General features: G+C 46.3%; 15 protein-coding genes and 2 tRNA genes. 9 read left to right on the top strand and 8 right to left on the bottom strand.

The genetic code is table 11. The features are described 5' to 3' along the window. Window positions 1-363, top strand: a 363-nt coding sequence (locus V2I46_02085; protein ID MEE4176277.1) for a hypothetical protein, incomplete at its 5' end; no start/stop codon positions are given. Between the two features lie 14 nt (window positions 364-377). Next, complete coding sequence (locus V2I46_02080; GenBank protein ID MEE4176276.1) at window positions 378-1,919, top strand: aldehyde dehydrogenase family protein; 1,542 nt, start codon at window positions 378-380, stop codon at window positions 1,917-1,919. A gap of 691 nt (window positions 1,920-2,610) precedes the next feature. Here the strand turns inward: V2I46_02080 and V2I46_02075 are convergent. Both V2I46_02075 and V2I46_02070 read right to left on the bottom strand, forming a co-directional pair. Next, window positions 2,611-2,697, bottom strand: a tRNA-Leu gene (locus tag V2I46_02075). 37 nt (window positions 2,698-2,734) lie between these two features. Continuing rightward, window positions 2,735-2,818 (bottom strand) — tRNA-Leu (locus V2I46_02070). 177 nt (window positions 2,819-2,995) lie between these two features. Between V2I46_02070 and V2I46_02065 the strand changes: the two genes are divergently transcribed. After that, window positions 2,996-4,636 (top strand): sodium/sugar symporter, encoded by a 1,641-nt coding sequence (locus V2I46_02065; protein ID MEE4176275.1) that lies wholly within the window; start codon window positions 2,996-2,998, stop codon window positions 4,634-4,636. Between the two features lie 29 nt (window positions 4,637-4,665). On the opposite strand, the gene V2I46_02060 is transcribed toward V2I46_02065, so the two are convergent. Beyond that, window positions 4,666-5,751, bottom strand: coding sequence for a nitronate monooxygenase (locus V2I46_02060; GenBank protein MEE4176274.1), 1,086 nt, complete (start codon window positions 5,749-5,751; stop codon window positions 4,666-4,668). A gap of 278 nt (window positions 5,752-6,029) precedes the next feature. On the opposite strand from V2I46_02060, the gene V2I46_02055 reads away from it, so the two are divergent. Further along, window positions 6,030-6,581 carry a DUF5063 domain-containing protein gene (locus tag V2I46_02055; GenBank protein MEE4176273.1) on the top strand — a complete coding sequence of 184 codons (552 nt, stop codon included), beginning with the start codon at window positions 6,030-6,032 and terminating at the stop codon, window positions 6,579-6,581. 73 nt (window positions 6,582-6,654) lie between these two features. Then, complete coding sequence (locus V2I46_02050) at window positions 6,655-8,076, top strand: thioredoxin-like domain-containing protein (GenBank protein ID MEE4176272.1); 1,422 nt, start codon at window positions 6,655-6,657, stop codon at window positions 8,074-8,076. Here the strand turns inward: V2I46_02050 and V2I46_02045 are convergent. Further along, a complete protein-coding gene (locus tag V2I46_02045; protein MEE4176271.1) occupies window positions 8,073-9,608 on the bottom strand; it encodes a DUF4301 family protein in 1,536 nt (511 codons plus the stop codon). The genes V2I46_02050 and V2I46_02045 overlap by 4 nt on opposite strands. Window positions 9,609-9,695: 87 nt before the next feature. Continuing rightward, the gene (locus V2I46_02040; protein MEE4176270.1) at window positions 9,696-10,079 is read right to left on the bottom strand and encodes a co-chaperone GroES family protein; all 384 of its coding nucleotides are present in this window, start codon (window positions 10,077-10,079) and stop codon (window positions 9,696-9,698) included. 98 nt (window positions 10,080-10,177) lie between these two features. Here V2I46_02040 and V2I46_02035 point away from each other — a divergent pair, with 98 nt between their 5' ends. The 3 genes from V2I46_02035 to V2I46_02025 are packed head-to-tail and all read left to right on the top strand — an operon-like array spanning window position 10,178 to window position 13,699. Then, a complete protein-coding gene (locus V2I46_02035) occupies window positions 10,178-11,362 on the top strand; it encodes a DUF4831 family protein (GenBank protein ID MEE4176269.1) in 1,185 nt (394 codons plus the stop codon). A gap of 11 nt (window positions 11,363-11,373) precedes the next feature. After that, window positions 11,374-12,129 (top strand): (S)-benzoin forming benzil reductase, encoded by a 756-nt coding sequence (locus V2I46_02030; protein MEE4176268.1) that lies wholly within the window; start codon window positions 11,374-11,376, stop codon window positions 12,127-12,129. A 7-nt stretch (window positions 12,130-12,136) separates the two neighbouring features. After that, the gene (locus V2I46_02025; GenBank protein ID MEE4176267.1) at window positions 12,137-13,699 is read left to right on the top strand and encodes a bifunctional GNAT family N-acetyltransferase/carbon-nitrogen hydrolase family protein; all 1,563 of its coding nucleotides are present in this window, start codon (window positions 12,137-12,139) and stop codon (window positions 13,697-13,699) included. An 11-nt stretch (window positions 13,700-13,710) separates the two neighbouring features. On the opposite strand, the gene V2I46_02020 is transcribed toward V2I46_02025, so the two are convergent. The 3 genes from V2I46_02020 to V2I46_02010 all read right to left on the bottom strand — a co-directional run bounded on the left by V2I46_02020 (window position 13,711) and on the right by V2I46_02010 (window position 17,987). Further along, window positions 13,711-16,179 carry a hypothetical protein gene (locus tag V2I46_02020; GenBank protein MEE4176266.1) on the bottom strand — a complete coding sequence of 823 codons (2,469 nt, stop codon included), beginning with the start codon at window positions 16,177-16,179 and terminating at the stop codon, window positions 13,711-13,713. A gap of 41 nt (window positions 16,180-16,220) precedes the next feature. Further along, on the bottom strand, window positions 16,221-17,252 hold the full coding sequence (gene rlmN, locus V2I46_02015) for a 23S rRNA (adenine(2503)-C(2))-methyltransferase RlmN (GenBank protein MEE4176265.1): 1,032 nt from the start codon (window positions 17,250-17,252) through the stop codon (window positions 16,221-16,223). Between the two features lie 84 nt (window positions 17,253-17,336). Further along, window positions 17,337-17,987, bottom strand: coding sequence for a hypothetical protein (locus V2I46_02010; protein ID MEE4176264.1), 651 nt, complete (start codon window positions 17,985-17,987; stop codon window positions 17,337-17,339). Between the two features lie 193 nt (window positions 17,988-18,180). On the opposite strand from V2I46_02010, the gene V2I46_02005 reads away from it, so the two are divergent. Further along, on the top strand, window positions 18,181-18,801 hold the full coding sequence (locus tag V2I46_02005; GenBank protein MEE4176263.1) for an L-threonylcarbamoyladenylate synthase: 621 nt from the start codon (window positions 18,181-18,183) through the stop codon (window positions 18,799-18,801). Window positions 18,802-18,814 lie beyond the last annotated feature (13 nt).

Raw genomic sequence — 18,814 nt, 5'->3', positions numbered from 1 at the left:
TCAGGGAGGGTTTCTCAACTCCGCTGCGCTCCTGGATTGCTTATCTTTTGCCTTTTCGACCAAACTATGCTTTCGGGAAGTATAAATGTTGGTACCTGGACTAGGCTGTGTTTTAGAAAAGATAGAATGTTTTCCTCCCGGCTATGGGGCCCTTCGCTCGAAGACCTTGGGGTTCGACATGAAATAAGAATGCTTAAGGAGAAAGGGTTAGCAGTGGAGGCCGGAGCACAACGGAAGCGAAGCCCTGAAGAAAAAACCTTCATATTCATTTTTCTTAAAAAACCATCTAAAAAGCGTAAATTAGTAAACAGCAACATTCATCCAATGAATGGTCAGGCATTTCACAATCTAAACAGAAAATAAACATCCTTCAAACAATGAGAAAGAAAGAAGTTTTAGCAGCCCTGGGCATCAACGACATCAATCCCGGGGCCTGCACTGGCACAGCCTGGTTAAAGACCAACGGGAAGGAAACCGTATCCCTCTCCCCCATTGACGGGAAGCCCATTGCAAAGGTCACCAATGCCTCGCTTGAGGATTACGAACGGATCATGGAAAAGGCGAAGGAAGCCTTCCTGGAGTGGCGCAAATGGCCGGCCCCCCTCCGCGGCGAGGTCGTCCGCAAGATCGGGCTGGCGCTGAGGGAAAACAAGGAAGCCCTGGGCCACCTGATCACCATCGAGATGGGCAAGATCATACAGGAAGGACTGGGCGAGGTGCAGGAGATGATCGACATCTGCGATTTCGCCGTGGGGCAGTCGAGGCTGCTGAACGGCTATACGATGCACTCTGAGCGGCCCGACCACAGGATGTACGACCAATACCTGCCCCTGGGCATCGTGGGGCTTGTCACCTCCTTCAACTTCCCGGCGGCGGTATGGGCCTGGAACAGCATGATCGCCGCCGTGGCCGGCGATGTGGTGGTGTGGAAGCCCAGCAGCAAGACACCACTAACAGCCGTGGCCATCCAGAACATCATTGCAGGCGTGCTGAAAGAAAACAAGGTGCCCGAGGGCGTATTCAATATGATCGTTGCCCAGTCGTCGGTGCTGGGCGATAATTTCGCGGCCGACAAGCGCATCCCCCTGTTCTCGGTGACGGGTTCAACGAAAGTGGGCAAACGCATCAACGGCATCGTCGGCCAGCGGCTTGGCAAGGCCATCATGGAGCTGGGGGGCAACAACGCGGTGATCATCTCCGACCAGGCCAACCTGGAAATGGCCATCAAGTCGGTGGTGTTTGGCGCCGTGGGCACGGCCGGCCAGCGCTGCACCTCCACCCGCCGCCTGATCATACAGGAAAAGGTCTATGACACGGTGAAAGAGAAATTGCTGATGGCCTATCAGAGCGTATCGGAAAAGATCGGGAACCCGCTGGATGAAGAAACACTGGTGGGCCCCATGATCGACACCACTGCCGTTGCGGCCTTCGAAAACGCCATTGCACAGGTAAAACAGGAAGGCGGGAAGGTGATTTTCGGCGGGGAGGTCCTCGACGGCGAGCCTTATTGCTGCGGCCATTACGTGGTCCCCGCCCTTGTGGAGGCCGAGAACCATTACCATATCGTCCAGGAAGAGACCTTCGCCCCCATCCTTTACCTGATCAGATACAGCACCATCGAAGAGGCCGTGCGCCTGAACAACGATGTCCCCCAGGGCTTGTCGTCAGCCATCTTCACCCAAAACCTCATCGAGGCTGAGAAGTTCCTTTCAGATGCCGGGTCAGACTGCGGCATTGCCAACGTGAACATCGGCACCTCGGGCGCCGAGATCGGAGGTGCCTTTGGCGGGGAGAAAGACACCGGCGGCGGGCGCGAGTCAGGCTCCGATTCCTGGAAATACTATATGCGCAGACAAACCAACACCATCAACTACGGCGAGACCCTGCCCCTGGCCCAGGGCATCAAGTTTGGGTTCTGATCCAAACTAATTAATCGACACCCTTTTTTCAGGGTTCATTCACAGCAGGAGGGATATCCCGGCAGATTCAACAGCCGGGGTATCTCTCCTCCTTTTTTCATGGCATCATCTTCAGAGTTCAGACGTAGTTCAGACGTAGTTAACACGTAGTTCAGACGTAGTTTAGACGTGCACACACGTCTGAACTACGTGTCATCTACGTTTAATCCTCGTGTTATTTACGTTTTATTTCTGAATGTGATTAAATTTGCTTGTGGATTCAAATCAGTGAAAACTCATTAAAACCAGTGTGTTATGGCATCCCCGCTGAGCGGAAATTGCATTTGGGCTCTGAACATTGCTGAATTTGAAATTGAGCAAAAATGGATAGTTTTGCTAAACCACCCCAGGTAATAATTTAATGATGTTCTTTGTTTTAACAGAGGTCTGGATAATAACAAATTATCCTGTTTTCCGGGCGGCATTACAAATACCGCTCAGCTGGGCTAAGAAACCAGCACGCAGTAAGAAGAAAGAAGAAAATTCGTAAAGATCCGTTGCATTGGTGTCATCCGTGTGCCAAAAAAAGAGTGGTGAGACAAATACCAGAAAGCGGGGGGATTGTTTGGGAAAGGGCCTGGAGCAAATAAATTGGGGCTAAAAAAGAAAAAGGCTGTTTCATTTTCATTTGAAACAGCCCTTTACAATATAATGGTGCCCAGAACAGGACTCGAACCTGCACATTGTTACCAATACTAGTCCCTGAAACTAGCGCGTCTACCAATTCCGCCATCTGGGCAATAAAAAACAGAGCGTTCCCTTTTGTAAAAAACTAGTGCCCAGGACAAGACTCGAACTTGCACAACCTTACGGTCACTACCCCCTCAAAGTAGCGTGTCTACCAGTTTCACCACCTGGGCAAAAGGTTTGGCAAAAGTATAAAAATCTTTTCAATCAGCAACAAAAAGTTTCAGGGCTTTTTAATTTTTTAAGGAATACAATAATGTAAAGAAATTAATATTGTAAATTAGCCGCTGGCAATGATCAGGGCTTACTTCAGCTCCCCATATTTGTTGTTACACTAAAATCTATTGGCAATGAACACCTTTCATACACTTGATTATATTGTGTTTGCCGCATACGGCATTTTGATCCTCTCGGTAGGCTTATGGGTTTCCCGGACCAAGAAAGGGCACAAAAAAACGACAGAGGATTATTTCCTTGCCGGAAAAAGTCTGCCCTGGTGGGCGATTGGGGCTTCACTTATCGCCGCCAACATCTCGGCCGAGCAGTTCATCGGGATGTCGGGTTCAGGTTTTGCCATAGGCCTGGCCATTGCCACTTACGAATGGATGGCCGCATTGACGCTGATCATTGTGGGTAAGTATTTCCTGCCCATTTTTATCAAACAGGGCTTGTACACCATCCCCGAATTTGTAGAACGGCGCTTCAACACCCAGCTTAAGACCATCCTGGCGGTGTTCTGGATCGGGCTGTTTATTTTCGTTAACCTTACCTCTGTTTTGTTTCTTGGCGCCAAGGCGCTTGACACCATCCTGGGCACCGGGGACGGATCGATGATCATATGGTTTATCATTGGCCTGGCCTTTTTTGCTGCGGCTTACTCGATTTGGGGCGGACTTTCGGCTGTGGCCTGGACGGATGTGATCCAGGTGGTGTTGCTGGTCATCGGGGGGTTGATCACCACCATCATTGCCTTGCAGAACGTGACCCCCGATGGTGGGATTTTCAACGGTCTCTCGCATGTATACAATGTGGCGGGCGATAAGTTCCATATGATTCTGAAGAAAAATGACCCCGAATATATAAACCTTCCGGGCATCGGGGTGCTAATCGGGGGGATGTGGGTTGCCAACCTTTATTACTGGGGCTTTAACCAGTATATCATCCAGCGTGCCCTTGCCGCCAAGTCCTTGCAGGAAGCCCAGAAAGGGCTTGCCTTTGCCGCCTTCCTGAAGATGCTGATCCCGGTGTTTGTAGTCATTCCCGGCATCATTGCCTATGTGATGTTTACCCAGCCTGCCGGCACCACGATCATTGATGGCGTAAAAACAGTTTTCACCCGTCCCGATGGTGGCGTGAATTATGACGTGGCTTATCCCTGGCTGATCCGTACCTTCATCCCGGTAGGGTTGAAAGGCCTGGTGGTTGCGGCCCTGGGCGCGGCTATTGTTTCTTCGCTGGCCTCGATGCTGAACTCCACAGCCACTATTTTCACAATGGACATTTATAAGCCCTATTTTGCCAAAAAGGAGAGCAAGACTAACCTGGTGACCGTTGGGCGGATCACGGTGATACTGGCCTTAGTGATTGCAGTGGTGCTGGCACCTGCCCTGAGCAGCATGCCGCAGATGTTCCAGTACATCCAGGAGTACACCGGCCTGGTGAGCCCGGGTATCCTGGCCGTGTTCCTCATGGGTCTGTTCTGGAAGAAGACCTCGGCCAAAGGGGCCATTGTTGGGGTGCTGGCTTCCATTCCCATTGCCATCCTCCTTAAGGTGCTCCCCATCGAGATGCCATTCCTCGACCAGATGTTTTACACCTGTGTCATGACCATGGCCGTAATCCTGATGGTAAGCCTCACCACGGCCGATGGCGATGATGATCCCAAAGGGATTCCTTTACAAAAAGCGTCCTTTAAAACTCCAAAGTCGTTCAATGTTTCAGCATATATTATTATGCTGCTACTGGCATTGATTTATACTATTTTTTGGTAATTGGGTAAATTTCATTCAAAGAAGCAGGGTTAAAGCCCTGCTTCTTTTTTTATTGCTGCCTGAAATTCAGTGGCCAGGTCAGAAAATATTTGCTTCACGGTAGTGATTCCTTTCGCCAGGTAAGCATTGGTGCCAGCAAAGGCAAATCCGCTTTTCATATTGCCTTTATAGGCATTATATAAAGCATTAACGATACAATAAGGACTGTTGGTCACATCACAAGTCTTAATGCAATGAAATGGGCATTTAATGGGTCGTTTTAAGCCAGCCCTGACCTTGTCAATAAAGAGGTTGTTAACTGCCCGGCCAGGCATTCCCACGGGACTTTGAATAATTTGAATATCCTTTTCAGATGCATCGATGTAGGCTTGTTTGAAACCCATGGAGGCATCGCACTCTTCGGTGGTAACAAAACGAGTGCCCATTTGAACTCCTTTGGCTCCTAACTCCATGATATTGAAAATGTCAGCGCCAGAGTATATCCCTCCGGCCGCTATTACCGGGATTTCCCTTTGATACTTTTCTTCAAAAAAAGAGACCTCACGAATGACTTCAGGGATAAGTTCTTCCAGGGAATGCTGGGCATCTTCAAGGTGATCCTTTTTAAACCCTAAATGGCCTCCGGCCTTTGGACCCTCAACAACCACTGCATCTGGAAGGTAATTGTGTAATGACATCCATTTCTCGCAGATGAGCCTGGCAGCCCTGCCGGAAGAAACAATAGGGACCAGTTTGGTAGTGCTTCCGGCTTGTAAAAATGCGGGGAGCTGAAACGGCAGACCCGCCCCGGAAAAAATAATATCGACCTTTTCGGAAATGGCAGTACGCACCATATCGGCGAAGTTCGACATGGCCACCATAATGTTTACCCCAATCACTCCTTTGGTTTTTTCCCTGGCAAGCCTGATCTCTTTAATTAACCCATGAATATTGGCTTCCAAAAAATCAAGTGTGGGGTTACGGTGCACCAGCCCAAGGCCAGCTGCGGAAATGACCCCTACTCCTCCCTGGTTTGCAACGGCTATAGCGAGTCCGGACATGGAGATACCGACTCCCATACCGCCCTGGATTACCGGAATCGGAATCGTTAACCCACCTATTTTTAGTTCTCTCATCTGATGTTTTTGTTAAAATGTTTGTTTAATCCAGCATAAAAGTACTTCAACCAAATTAAACTTATTGAAAATGAGGGGTTTATTGTGATTAATTAACATTCGGGATACCTAAAATTCGGCCGATTCTTTCAACCAGGCGGTCTGAACAACGGTTTTCTGTCAAAGTTTTTTGGAACTCCTGGTACTTTCGCAGAAGCATTTCTAAAAAAACTTGATTTCCTTTGCATAACAAAAAGCGGGGGCAAAGCGTTAAATTGCCACGGAAACCAATACAAGAAATGGAAGCCTTTGATTCAGATGACTTGACCCTGTCGAAAGCCGCAATCGAGATGTTGACGGTTGCCAATGAGTATTGCCTGTTTTTTGAGGATGCTGAAAAATTCAAAGCGGAAGACATTCTGACTTATTTTCAGCGACTGGCCCCTCTGCTTTATTTAAAAGGGAGTTTGCTGCCTGTTACTGAGGTTGAGGATGAGGACTTCGCTGAGCGCTTTGTCACCGAAGAACAATGGGAGGAAATCTTCAAGGCACTTCGTGAGAAGCTGGGTCCTGAGGAGCGCTATTACGTGCACGATCATAACTATGATACGCAGGAAGCCAGCCTGGCTGACAACATGGCTGACATTTACCAGGACATGAAGGACTTTGTCATGGCCTATCAGAAAAACACCCTGCCAGCCAGGCAAAATGCCCTGGCAATGTTCGGGGGGCTTTTTGCCAGCCATTGGGGACCTATCGTTTTGCATGCCCTGGGAGCAATACACCGTTTGTTATACAAGGATGCATTAGACCCTGACCTCTTTGAAGGTGAAGAACCTTCGCTGCTTTAACATTTTTGCACGTTTTTTGTTACCTTACAGGAAAACCTGCGTAAAATATCCTGAAAAAGAAAAATATCTACTTATGAATTTAAAAAGAATCTTCCTTCTGATCGCCTTTTTGACTTATACCTTTGGCTGTGCAATGGCCGATAAGGGATACCGCATCACTGTTGAGGTTGAAGGCCTGAACGAAGGTGACTTGCTGCTGGCTTATCATTTTGGTGACAGGCAGTATCTTCAGGACACTGCCCGAATGGTTCAACCTGGATATTATGTCTTTGAGAAAGAGGAGGGCCTGGATCCTGGCATGTACCTGGTGGTCGTTCCCGGGCAGAAATACTTTGAGGTGATCATTGATGACAACCAGCACTTTGGCATAAAAACCGTGATGGACGGGTTTATTGAAAAAACCCAGTTTGATGGTTCGCCTGACAATGAGGCATTTTATGAATACCTGGGGTTTGTTCGCTTGATGGGTGAAGAGATCGGATTGATCAGGGAGGAATTGACCCGGGAAGACCTCAGCGAAGCTGACCGGGAAGAGATCACCGCCCGAATGGACAACATCAATGAACAGGTGACCCAAAAACAGGAATCCTACCTAGAGCGTTTCCCAGACGGGTTGTTTAGCAAAATCCTGCTGGCGCAGAAAGAGCCTGAGGTTCCGGAGAAACCCTTAAAAGAAGATGGCAGTCCGGACCAGCAAGCGCTTTACCAGCTTTACAAAACGCGTTACTGGGAGAATGTTGATTTCTCGGATGACCGCCTGCTTCGCACCCCTGTTTTCCACAACAAGCTTCAGACCTATTTCTCCAATGTTGTAGTCCAGCTCCCCGACAGCATCATAGCAGAGGCGGACCGAATGGTGGAGAAATCCAGGGCCCACGATGAAGTATTCAAATACACCATTTGGTTTATTACCAATCATTTTGAGCGTTCACAAATCATGGGGCACGATGCGGTATTCGTCCACATGATCGAGAAATATTACATGAGTGGGGAGGCCCACTGGGTGGAAGCCGAAAACCTGGCCCGAATCAGCGAACGTGCCATGAAATTAAAGCCCCTATTGATTGGCAAAGCAGCGCCTGACATTAACATGTTCAGCCCTGACCAGACCCGGATTTCACTTCATGAGGTAAACTCCAAATTTACAGTGTTGTATTTCTGGGATTCGGAATGTAGCCATTGTAAGCGGGTCACCCCACAGTTAAGATCTGTATCGGAAAAATTGAAGTCTCTGGGCGTTACCGTTTTTGCGGTGAATCTTGAGGAAGAGAAAGAGTCGTGGCTTAAATCAGTCGATAGTTACCAGATACAAGGCTGGATCAATGTTTTCGACCCCGCCAATCTTTCGGGCTTCAGAGAAAAATACGACCTCTACGCCACGCCAATGATTTATTTGCTGGATGCCGACAAGAAGATCATAGCCAAGCGCATTTCAGCAGAACAGGTGGAGGAGATTATCCAGCATGAGTTAGGACGGGAAACCAGCAGCAATTAGCTGTGTTCTTTGCGCAGTAAATCGTTAACGGTTTTAACCGGGTTGAATGTAATAAGGGGCACTTCCACAAAGAGGGTGATCCAGTTGGCCATGGCACCATTCCATAGTCCCGGTAGTTCAAGGGCTTTTAAATCCATACCGTCTTTTGATTTCTGACTGATAAAGCCAGTATCAGGGTCTACAAAATTGGGTAAATGGAATTTCTCGCCTTTATTATTTTTCAATGCACATACAAGGTCCACGGGATTAAAGTGGGTTGATGCCTTAAAAATTCTATTCTGCGCCTCATCGTTCAGGTTTATTTGAGAGGACTCAACGATTTGCAGAGAGTTCCTGCCAGTTTCTGGGTCAGTGACCCAAAATGGACCACCTCCGGGTTCCCCTTCATTTTTCACCATTCCGCAAACCCTGAAAGGCCGGTTCAGGAATGCGATCAGGTGCTTCCGGCAGGCTTCGTCATTTTCAGGAATTGAGCCGGGTTCAAGGTTAAGGTGTTTAACAGCAAAATCAAGGACCTTTTGGCAGGTTTCCCTGGAAGGAATTTCCTTTTCAAGAATGTTAAGCCAATCGAAAACCTCTTGCTGGCGTTTGAGTAAAACACCTGCAATTACTTTTTTGTAAAGGAAGGTTTCCAGTTTTAAATGGTCGGGGACAACATTATCGATATTCTTAATGAATACCACATCGGCATCCAGGTCATTCAAGTTTTCGATGAGTGCACCATGACCAGCGGGTCGGAAAAACAGGCTGCCATTACTTTCGCGGAAAGGGTTGTTATTTAAATTAACAGCAACCGTATCGGTAGAGGGTTTTTGAATGGAGAAGGAGATTTCATAATTCACGCCAAACTTCTTCTCATATCCAAGGGCTGTATTCTGCACCAACATTTGAAATTTCTTAAGGTGCTCGGGTGAAACGGTGAAGTGGATATGAACCTGTCCATTTTTATTTTGCGCATATTCGGCACCTTCCACCAGATGCTCCTCCAGAGGGGTCCTGGCATCGCGTCCATATTTATGAAACATCAGCAAACCTTTGGGAAGGGCAGCATAATCTAAACCGTATTCAAAGAGGATATAGTCGAGCAGGGTCAGATAATGCCCGGTAGCCAGCATATGGTCGGCGTCCACGCGGTCGCGTTGCATGATAAGCGCGAGGTCATCCCAGAAGGCAAAGGATTTAATATCAGAAAAGAATTGCTTTGCTGAAGGGTCGCTATCCATGAGTTCCCGGGGCAAGACTCCGCTTTTTAGCTTCTCACGCCAGGTAAAAAGATCTTTAAACATCCGGGTGGCGGCTCCGCTTGCAGGAACAAATTTCACCACTTTTTTTTCAGGAGCACTGCTGCTGAAGAAATTGACCAGTTCAACGACATCTTCTTCTCCCAACCGAAGAATTCCATCGCCGGGAATAGCAGGCCGGTGAAGCCTGACAGGTGGAAAACCCTTAATAAACTGATCGAGTTGATGCTGAAGCTGCTCCGGGCTAATGCCCTTATCCTTTAACTGCTGATGATCTTTCTCGCTGAGCATGGTATATGTGAATTAAGGTTAAACAAAAATAGGAAAATTGTGAGAATCAAGTCTATAAGCTTACTTTCCTCCCGCTGGAAAAGTGGTTTATTCAAAAAGGGTATCATCGCGAATAAGCATCAAAATGGCCGAGTGAGGGAGGATGATGTATTTCTCACGGTTAAATTCAATGTCAATTCCCCCTTCCTGCAGAAAAACGGCCAGGTCACCTTCATGGGCCTGAAGGGTAATATACTGGGTTTTGTCCTTTTGCTCTTTCCAGGGTTCATCGGTTTCAGGGCTGGAGGGGATAGGGTATCCAGGGCCACATTTGATGACATAGCCCCACTGCACACGCCTTTTTTCCTCTACTCCGGGAGGGAGGTAAAGCCCGCCTTTGGTTTTCTCTGAACCTGAACGGGGTTTTATCAACACCCGATCGCCAACCATTATTAACCGGGCAATATCCTGATCTTCTATCTTTAATAGCATAGGAATGTATTTACAAACAAATTTAGAAAAATATTCTCCCATTATTTTTCCTATTTTTGAAGATAATTATAACTTATCCTCATAAAATTCCGCTCTTCATGAAAAGGATCTTCCCCATTCTGCTCATTATTTTTTTTCTCACGGTTCCAGCCTGTCAGAGTCAAAAGCCTCTGATTGTAACGCATGTGCGCAGTGCAGATATTAAGGCAGGAACCCAAGGGCTGTTCTATGTTCTACCCCGGACGGTAATAACTGTAGATGTTACTGTGAAACGGATGCAACAGGTTCCCGGGCCCTATGCAGAATTTGCCATGAAATATCTTGGCTTGCAAAATGTAATCCGGTATCCCTCCACCAGTTATGAAATTTCGGAGATCACCATCAACAGCTATTCCGAACCTGATCCCGACCAGTTTTATTTTGTGGAGTTTCCTGAAAAAGCTGATGAAGCCTACCCCCTGTTTCTTTCCCTTAGTGAAACCGGCTTAATTCAGAGTATCAATAAGTCCTTCAACAACCAGGAATTCCTAAGGGGAATGGATGAAACCAGGGAGCACGGATATTATGGTTCGGATGCTACTTTTAATTACTTCATCGATTCCAACTTGCAGGAAAAAGTTGACACCATTCTGGAGCGAGTGCGTGTGGACACTTTGACTGTAGAGCGCCAGACACTCCGCAGGAGTATGGTAGAAAAAAGCCCGGAGGTGAGGGCTAAGGAAGTGGCTGATTTTATCCTTGAGGTAAGGGATAAGCGTTTTGAGATCATTCATGGCTATGCCGAGGTTCCTTACAGCAAGGAAGCCCTTGAATATATGTTCACCGAAATGGCAAAGATGGAAGAGGATTATCTTCAGCTTTTCAAAGGGCTGGAATCCACCAGCGAAATCTATTACCGTTACACTATTGTCCCAAATCCTGATCTGGGCACATCTCCGCGTACTCTTTTCTATTTCAGTGAACGGGAGGGGGTATTGCCGGCAGAAAAACGTGAGGGTACTCCGATCACCCTTTCGACAGAAAGGAATGAGACTACGCGTCAGCTTGGGGTTTTCGTAAACCGTAATGTTGATCCTGAACTACCTGCCAATGGTTTTTATTACAGAGTGCCAGAGCATGCCAATGTGGTAATTCGCACAGGCAATACCATTCGGGCCAGTGCAAGACTGCTAATCAATCAATTTGGAGTAGTTACGAATCTTCCTGATTACATTGAAGAAGTGGAGTTTTATCCTAACACAGGTTCAGTCAGGTCTTATGGGAAATTAGAAGAGAAAGAATAAAACAAAAACATATGAACTATATCATCATTACCGGGGCCAGCAAAGGCCTCGGAGAGGGCATTGCCCTTGAATTACTGCATGAGACGCATCACCTGATCTGCGTTTCCCGTGGAAAAAGTGAAAAGCTGGAAAAGCTGGCTTCTGCCAGAAACTGTCCGATAACCTTTATTTCATTCGATTTTGGGGTTACAATGGATGTTCCTGAACTGGGCCGAATGATCTTTGAGGAGATACCCCTGGATAAAGCCAGCGGGGTTTATTTGATTAATAATGCAGGGGTCATTCATCCTGTTGGCAGAATTGAGGATTGTTCCCCGGAGGAGGTGGAACAGCATATGCGTATCAATTTGATTGCTCCCATGTTATTAACTTCAGCATTTATTAAATACACCAAGGGGTGGAAAATGGAAAAGCGAGTGATCAATATATCATCAGGTGCTGCAAAAAATCCTTATCATGGATGGAGCAGCTATTGTACCGGAAAGGCTGGCATGGACATGTTTACCCGTTGTGCAGGAACAGAGCAGGAAGACCTTGATTATCCCGTTGAGGTCATGGCAGTGGCTCCCGGGATCATAGACACAGAGATGCAAACAGCCATCAGGGCCACTACCGATGAACAGTTTATTCACCGTAAGAGATTTATTGAATTAAAAGAGACAGGACAGCTGGTTCCTCCCCAGGTTGCAGGGAAGCACCTTGCAAAATTGTTGTTCTCCCCGGAGTTCACCAATGGTGGCATAATAGATATCCGCGAAAAATATTAAGACTTATATGGAAAAGTTTGATCTCCACGAATTTGAAAATAAACTCCATATCCGGCAATTAATGCCGGAAGACTTCGAGCAACTCATAGACATGCAGAAACGCTCCTTTCCGGGGATGAAGGTATGGACAGAAAACAATGTTAAAAATCAGCTTGCCCGATTCCCGATGGGTCAAATAGTCATTGAGATCGATGACCGCCTGGCGGCATCAAGTTCGAGCCTCATCATAGACTCGGGAGATTTTGACATGAACATGTCTTGGGATGATATCTGCGATAATGGGAATATCGGGACACACGATCCGGAAGGCGACACACTTTACGGAATGGAAATGATGGTTCATCCTGATTTTAGAGGGATGAAATTGTCCACCCGCTTATACGAAGCCAGAAAAGAACTTTGCAGGAAACTGAACCTGCGCCGGATTGTAGTAGGAGGCCGGCTGCCAGGTTATAAGGATCACCGGACTGAGCTTAGCATTAGCCAATATGTGGACAAAGTAACCAGCCGCGCCATTTTTGACCCCGTGCTTACCCCTCAGTTGTCAAATGGGTTTTCGCTCAAAAAGATTATCAGAGAATATCTGGAGGACGACAAGGAGTCTTCAAATTTTGCCACTTATCTTGAGTGGACCAACTTCGAATATAAAGAGGAGAAGGAGCGTCAGTTTTTCGCTGCCTCCCCGGTCAGAATCTGTGTAGTACAATACCAAATGCGCCCTATCCGGGGGTTCAATGAGTTTGCCATTCAGTGTGAATATTTTGTGGATGTAGCCTCGGGGTATAAAAGCGACTTTGTCCTTTTTCCCGAGATTTTCACCTTGCAGCTGTTATCCCTGTTCCCAAAAGAAAACCCCGGCACTGCAGCCCGTAAGATAGGAGAATTTACCCAACAATACCTTGAATTGTTCAGCGAATTGGCTATCAAATACAATATCAACATCATAGCTGGTTCACATTTTACTCCGGAAGGAGAGAACCTTTACAATATTGCCTACCTCTTCAAGCGCAATGGGGAGATTGGGAAACAATACAAGCTACATATCACGCCAAATGAGAAAAAATGGTGGGGTGTAATGCCTGGCAACTCGCTGGAAGTTTTTGACACGGATAAAGGGAAAGTAGCCATTTTGATCTGCTATGACATGGAATTCCCAGAGCTTACCCGTATTGCTGTGGAGCGGGGTGCGCGAATCATTTTTGTTCCTTTTTGCACGGATGACCGTCAGGGCTATTTGAGGGTCAGGTATTGCAGCCAGGCCAGATGCGTTGAGAACCAAATATTTGTTGCCATCGCTGGCACCGTTGGCAACCTCCCTCAGGTTGACAACATGGACATTCAATATGCTCAGTCGGGGATCTTTACCCCTTCAGATTTCTCCTTTGCCAGAGATGCCATTGCCGGGGAATGCACGCCAAATGTTGAAACAGTGATCATCAACGATATTGACCTGGAGTTACTGCGCCGTCACCGTAATCGTGGAACCGTAACCAACTGGAATGACAGGCGTACCGACTTATACCAGGTTCTCGCCCTTGATGCTCAAAAGGAAAAAGAGGAAAAGGATTAGCAGGCAGCAGCTTAATTATTGCCCCAGTATCGAATAAAAGTTTGCTCAAAAAGGCGGAACCAACGATCATTCTGGGTAAGACTATTTACAAGCGACTCAGGCTGTATTTCTGGTTCTTTGGAATAATAATAACGGGCCAGTTTACGTCCTGCGAGTTCCTGCAAGGCACGCGTATCAGAAGAGGGAAGGCCCTGCCCCTTTAAAAACCATAAGAGGGAAACCGATTCTGAAGCATAGTTTTCAGCTTGCTCAGCCATATAGGCCACCCCTGCCTTTGCCAATTCCACATTCTTTGAAGAAGTGATGAAGGTTATTAAATTAACGTGGTTCAGCCCCTGTTGAGTAAGATCCTGTTTTTCAAAATAAAATTCCGCTTCATGGTATTTTCTCAGGAAATCAGGGTACTGTTCCAATGAGGCAGATTGGTAAAACGAAGTCGCAGCATCTGCCAGGTTAAGGTAAATAAGAACAGGTTCCAGATTTATAAGTCGATCAATGGAGTCACTAGCATGAAAGCTGCATTGTGGAAAGCTTTCAATCCGTTCTTTGATTTCCATTCCTGCTTCGAAAGCGCTTTTGTATTCAGAAAAGGCCAGGTATCTCATCCCTTTCTGCAGCAGGGCTTCCAATTCCCGGGCAGCAAGTTCGCATTCTTTTTCCTGAATCATTACGCCGAGTTTATCCATTTCTGAAGCAATTCTGGCATCATTTTTGAGCCTAAGATTTTGGATGGTCAGCAGGATTTTTTCTTCTGCAGCTTTTGCATCCTCCACTTTACCTGCCCATGCAAGAAACTGTCCCTGGCTGATTAGTTCAAGCATTTCTTCCTCTGGTTGCCAGAATATGTCATCAGAAAATCTCTCATTGGATTCTGCCGGATTGACAGACTCAGTATGGATGCGGGAATCAGTTTCTTTTTGCTGAACATAAGCCAATACCATTTGCTGCCTGGAAGAAAGATCATCCGGGCAGAAGAGCCCGGGATATTGACTGCATAACTCAAGGGCAGCATTAAGGCTTTCATAGGAGCGCTGGAATTCTCCTACAGCAAAACGTTCTCCTGATATTTCAATATACCGGTAAACGCATTGCTGCAAAATATCGAAAGCCTCCCTGGCATCAGGAATAAAACGCTGGTTATTTTTCTGGTAATCCAGAGCACTGGAAACATAAGTGCGGCAAAGGGAAAGGTTGTCGTTACGCAATGCTCTTCCACCAACAACCAGGAAGGAGCGGTACATCCCCATATGAGTCTGATTCAACCGGAACTCCAGTTCGTACGGGCATTCAAATTCTCCTTCAACCCTTTCACAAAATTGCTCCAGTGGCGCCAACAGGTCCAGGCTTTCCTTAAAACGACCTTCGCGGTTAAAGTTGAATGCATCCCTGAAAAATTGAGCCATGATTGAATCGGTAAGGATTTCAGATTCCTTCCTCAGCTTCCCATGTGGAATGATTACTGAAAAGACTTCCCCAAGACGCTCTATTGCTTTTCTTTTTTGCCCCCCTTCAAGGTCAATCTTTGCCAGGGCCAGATACGAAGGCACAAACAAGGGATTGAAGACCAGGGAGCTTTCAAAACTTTCACGGGCGGCACTGGGCTGATCTGATGCCAATAAATTCATGCCTTTAGCATAAATGAGACTATCAACAATGGCCATGCGTAGATTAAATTCGTTCCTGAGGAATTGAACGCGTTTGCTCAGCCTTCCATGTTTAAGAAAAATTCCTTCAGGATCACCTGCCTGCGGGTCAAGGTTAACAAAGAACCCTTTTACAGCAAAAGATGCCAATTTTTTTTCGGCTTCGCAAAGGGAAAATTCTTCCAGGATAAGATGTGAGGGATCGGAAAAGTTCAGTGTTGCCAGAACATTTTCCAATTCTTCTATCTGAGTAACTGCAGCATAATAATCTTCAAAAAATGCAAACCACTCATCCAAGCGATGATACATCGACTCACTGTAACTGAAATGAATATCTTCAATTCTGACCACCAAGTCATTATTGCTTTTTCCACCAGGTATTTCTTCCTGAAGAATAACATTGCTGCCAATTACCGGAAGGTCCTTATGTTCTTTTTTGCCAATAAGCTTCCCGTCAGGCTGGCTAATCAAAACATTAAATTGCACCAAATCGGGCATCAGTAGTTTTTCAAGGCTAAAGCCACCATAAGAAATATCGCCGCTGACCCTCAGGGTTTCAAGCGAAACGAAAGCCAATTGCCTTCCGTCATCCATCACATCTAATTGAAGAGCAATTTGGCCTTCAAGGGAATAAGATACCATCGACCTGAGTCGGCCACTCCCATCTGCAATATGTTGCAACAGGTGGTTGGTAATTCTTTCTTTTGAATCCGGGTAGGGTTCAAAAACGATTTTCTGATCAAAATGAAAGCTATTAGCAGGGCTTTCCTGCGCAGCACAAGGCTTTACTGCAAACAGAATAACCCAAAAAATAAAGGAAAGAAAACGTAAAGGCACTGGTCAACAAATTTATTGATCGCAAAGGTAGTATTTTCCATTTACCTTGGCTGTTGTTCCTTTGTGGAAAGCAGGCCGCAAGCAGCATAAATATCCTGTCCGCGTGACTTTCGGATTGTTGTAGTAAGGCCCTTTTTTTCGAGGGCTGTTTTGAATTCCTGAAGGGTCTTCTCATCCGGGGCTTTCAATGGAGTGCCTGGAACTGGGTGAAAACGCAACAAGTTGATGCGGCACCGAATTCCATTGAGAATGCGTGCCAGTTCTTTAACATGCCGCGGGCTATGGTTAAGGTCCTTGAAAACAATGTACTCAAAAGAGATGCGTCTTTGTTTCCCTAGGGGAAAGCTCCGGATGGCCTCCAGGACTTGGGTAAGGGAATAAACGTGCTCGATAGGCATAATACGACGTCTCTCTTCCTCAAAGGGTGAGTGCAAACTTACAGCAAGATGACAGGAGCTTAATTCAAGGAAAGTCTTTATGGCAGGAATAATACCAATGGTTGAGACCGTAATGCGCCGCGGGCTGATGGCAAGACCATACTCAGCAGTCAGAATTTCCAGACTTTGCATAACGGCCTCCATGTTATCAAATGGCTCACCCATCCCCATGTAAACAATATTGGTAATCAACTGCCTTTCCGGAAGGCTCCAAATCTGGTTCAGGATTTCACCGGCATTAAGATTTCCCTGAAAACCCTGTTTGGCAGTAAAGCAAAAAAGACAACCCATTTTACAGCCAACTTGTGAGGAAACGCATAATGTATGCCTGTCTCGCTCAGGAATATAGGCGGTTTCAATAAACTTACCGTTATGAGCGCGATAAAGATATTTTTTTGTCCCATCCACCGATACCTGAACTTTCACAGGCTCTGAAAGCCCCATTTCATATCGCTCAGAAAGCTTCTCACGGGCTTCTTTGGAAAGGTTGCTCATTTCATCGATGGAAGTCACATCCTTTTTGTAAAGCCAGTCGGTGATCTGTGTGGCTGTATATCGGGGAAGGCCTAATTCAAATACCTCCGATTCCAGTTGCCTTAAAGTCTTACCAAAAAGCACACCTTGTTTCTCTTCCATGCTCAGCAGCTTTTTAACTTTGAAAAAAAAATCCATTCCAATGATTTCTCATTGGACTTGCATAACCTGAATTTTACACCAAAGTTAAAAGAATATCTCGGCAACCACATTTTCAAAAGGCACGCCTCGTTCAATCAGAAGGTCTCTGACATCGACCACCATTTCGGCGCTCCCGCAAAGGTAATATTTCAGCCCAGGGTCCAGGGTTTCCTTTTCAGACAGGAACTTCAGCACGCGGCCGTAATAAAGGCCTTCTACTTCCTCACGGGTGCAGGAAGGGAAATAACGATTTCCCATTCCTTTCTCAAAATCCTCACGAAAATAAAGCCCGCTGGCAAAGCGGTTCCCCTGGATAAGAACCTTATTGTTTGAAACTCCAGAATAGAACATGCTTGCAAATGGGGCTATCCCTGTGCCCGTAGCCACCCAAAAAGCTGGTTCTTCGCCGCAGATAAAACCACCAAAAGGCTCTGAGACAAATATGGAATCGCCAGCCTGCAACCTTGCCAACCCAGGCGTTAACTTCCCACCTGGTTTTATGGTATAAAGAATACGAATCACCTGTTCTTTGTTACCACTAGCTATGCTGTATAAACGGGGTTTCTCCTCAGGATTCATGGCAATCCCGATCACCTGTCCGGGCACAAAATCAAAGCTGCGAGGAAAACTCAAAATATATGCCCCAGGGGCTGTTTCAAGGTTGGATATTATGGTTGATTTTTTTAGTGTCTTCAAAGTTATTACCGATTAATAATTTTTTCACACATTAAACCAATCAAAAAGCCATATGTTCAAAAACAGTAGTGACCTTTTCAGTAAAAAGCCAGCAAGAGATCAGAATACAAAATCCAAGGACCATAAAATGGACATCAGAAACAAGATTACTCTAAAAATGTGTATATTTATTGCTGTTTTAAACGAGGTAAAAATGCTGTTACGAATATATCCTGAGAATCCAAACGCCAAATATATACAATTGGTTGCGGGTTGTTTGCGCAGTGGAGGGGTTGTGATTTACCCTACTGACACGGTTTATGCTATTGGTTGTGATATTTACCAGTCAAGGGCAGTGGAACGAGTCGCCCAGATAAAGGGGATCAGGGCTGAGAAAGCCAATTTCTCCTTAATCTGCCAGGACCTCAGCCACATTTCTGACTTCACCAGGCCATTCAGCACCAGTGTATACAAGGTGATGAAGAAAGCTCTGCCCGGGCCCTTTACCTTTATTCTCAATGCAAACAACCAGGTGCCCCGTATATTCCAGAGCCGAAAGAAAACCGTGGGAATCCGCGTTCCCGATAATAATATCACCCGTGAAATCGTCAGGGAATTAGGAAACCCCATCATTTCTACCTCTGTTTACGATGAGGATGAAATTCTGGAATATACCACCGACCCTGAATTGATTTACGAAAAATACAAGGACCAGGTAGACATTGTGATTGACGGCGGTTATGGGGATAATGAGGCCTCAACAGTCATTGACTGTACCCGCGACGAGATGGAGGTTATGCGCCAGGGGAAAGGCATCCTGGATGAGATCCTTTAAAAAGAACTAACAA

It is taken from the genome of Bacteroides sp. (assembly GCA_036351255.1).
Lineage (GTDB): Bacteria > Bacteroidota > Bacteroidia > Bacteroidales > UBA7960 > UBA7960.
This window is presented reverse-complemented; position numbering and strand designations above follow the sequence as displayed.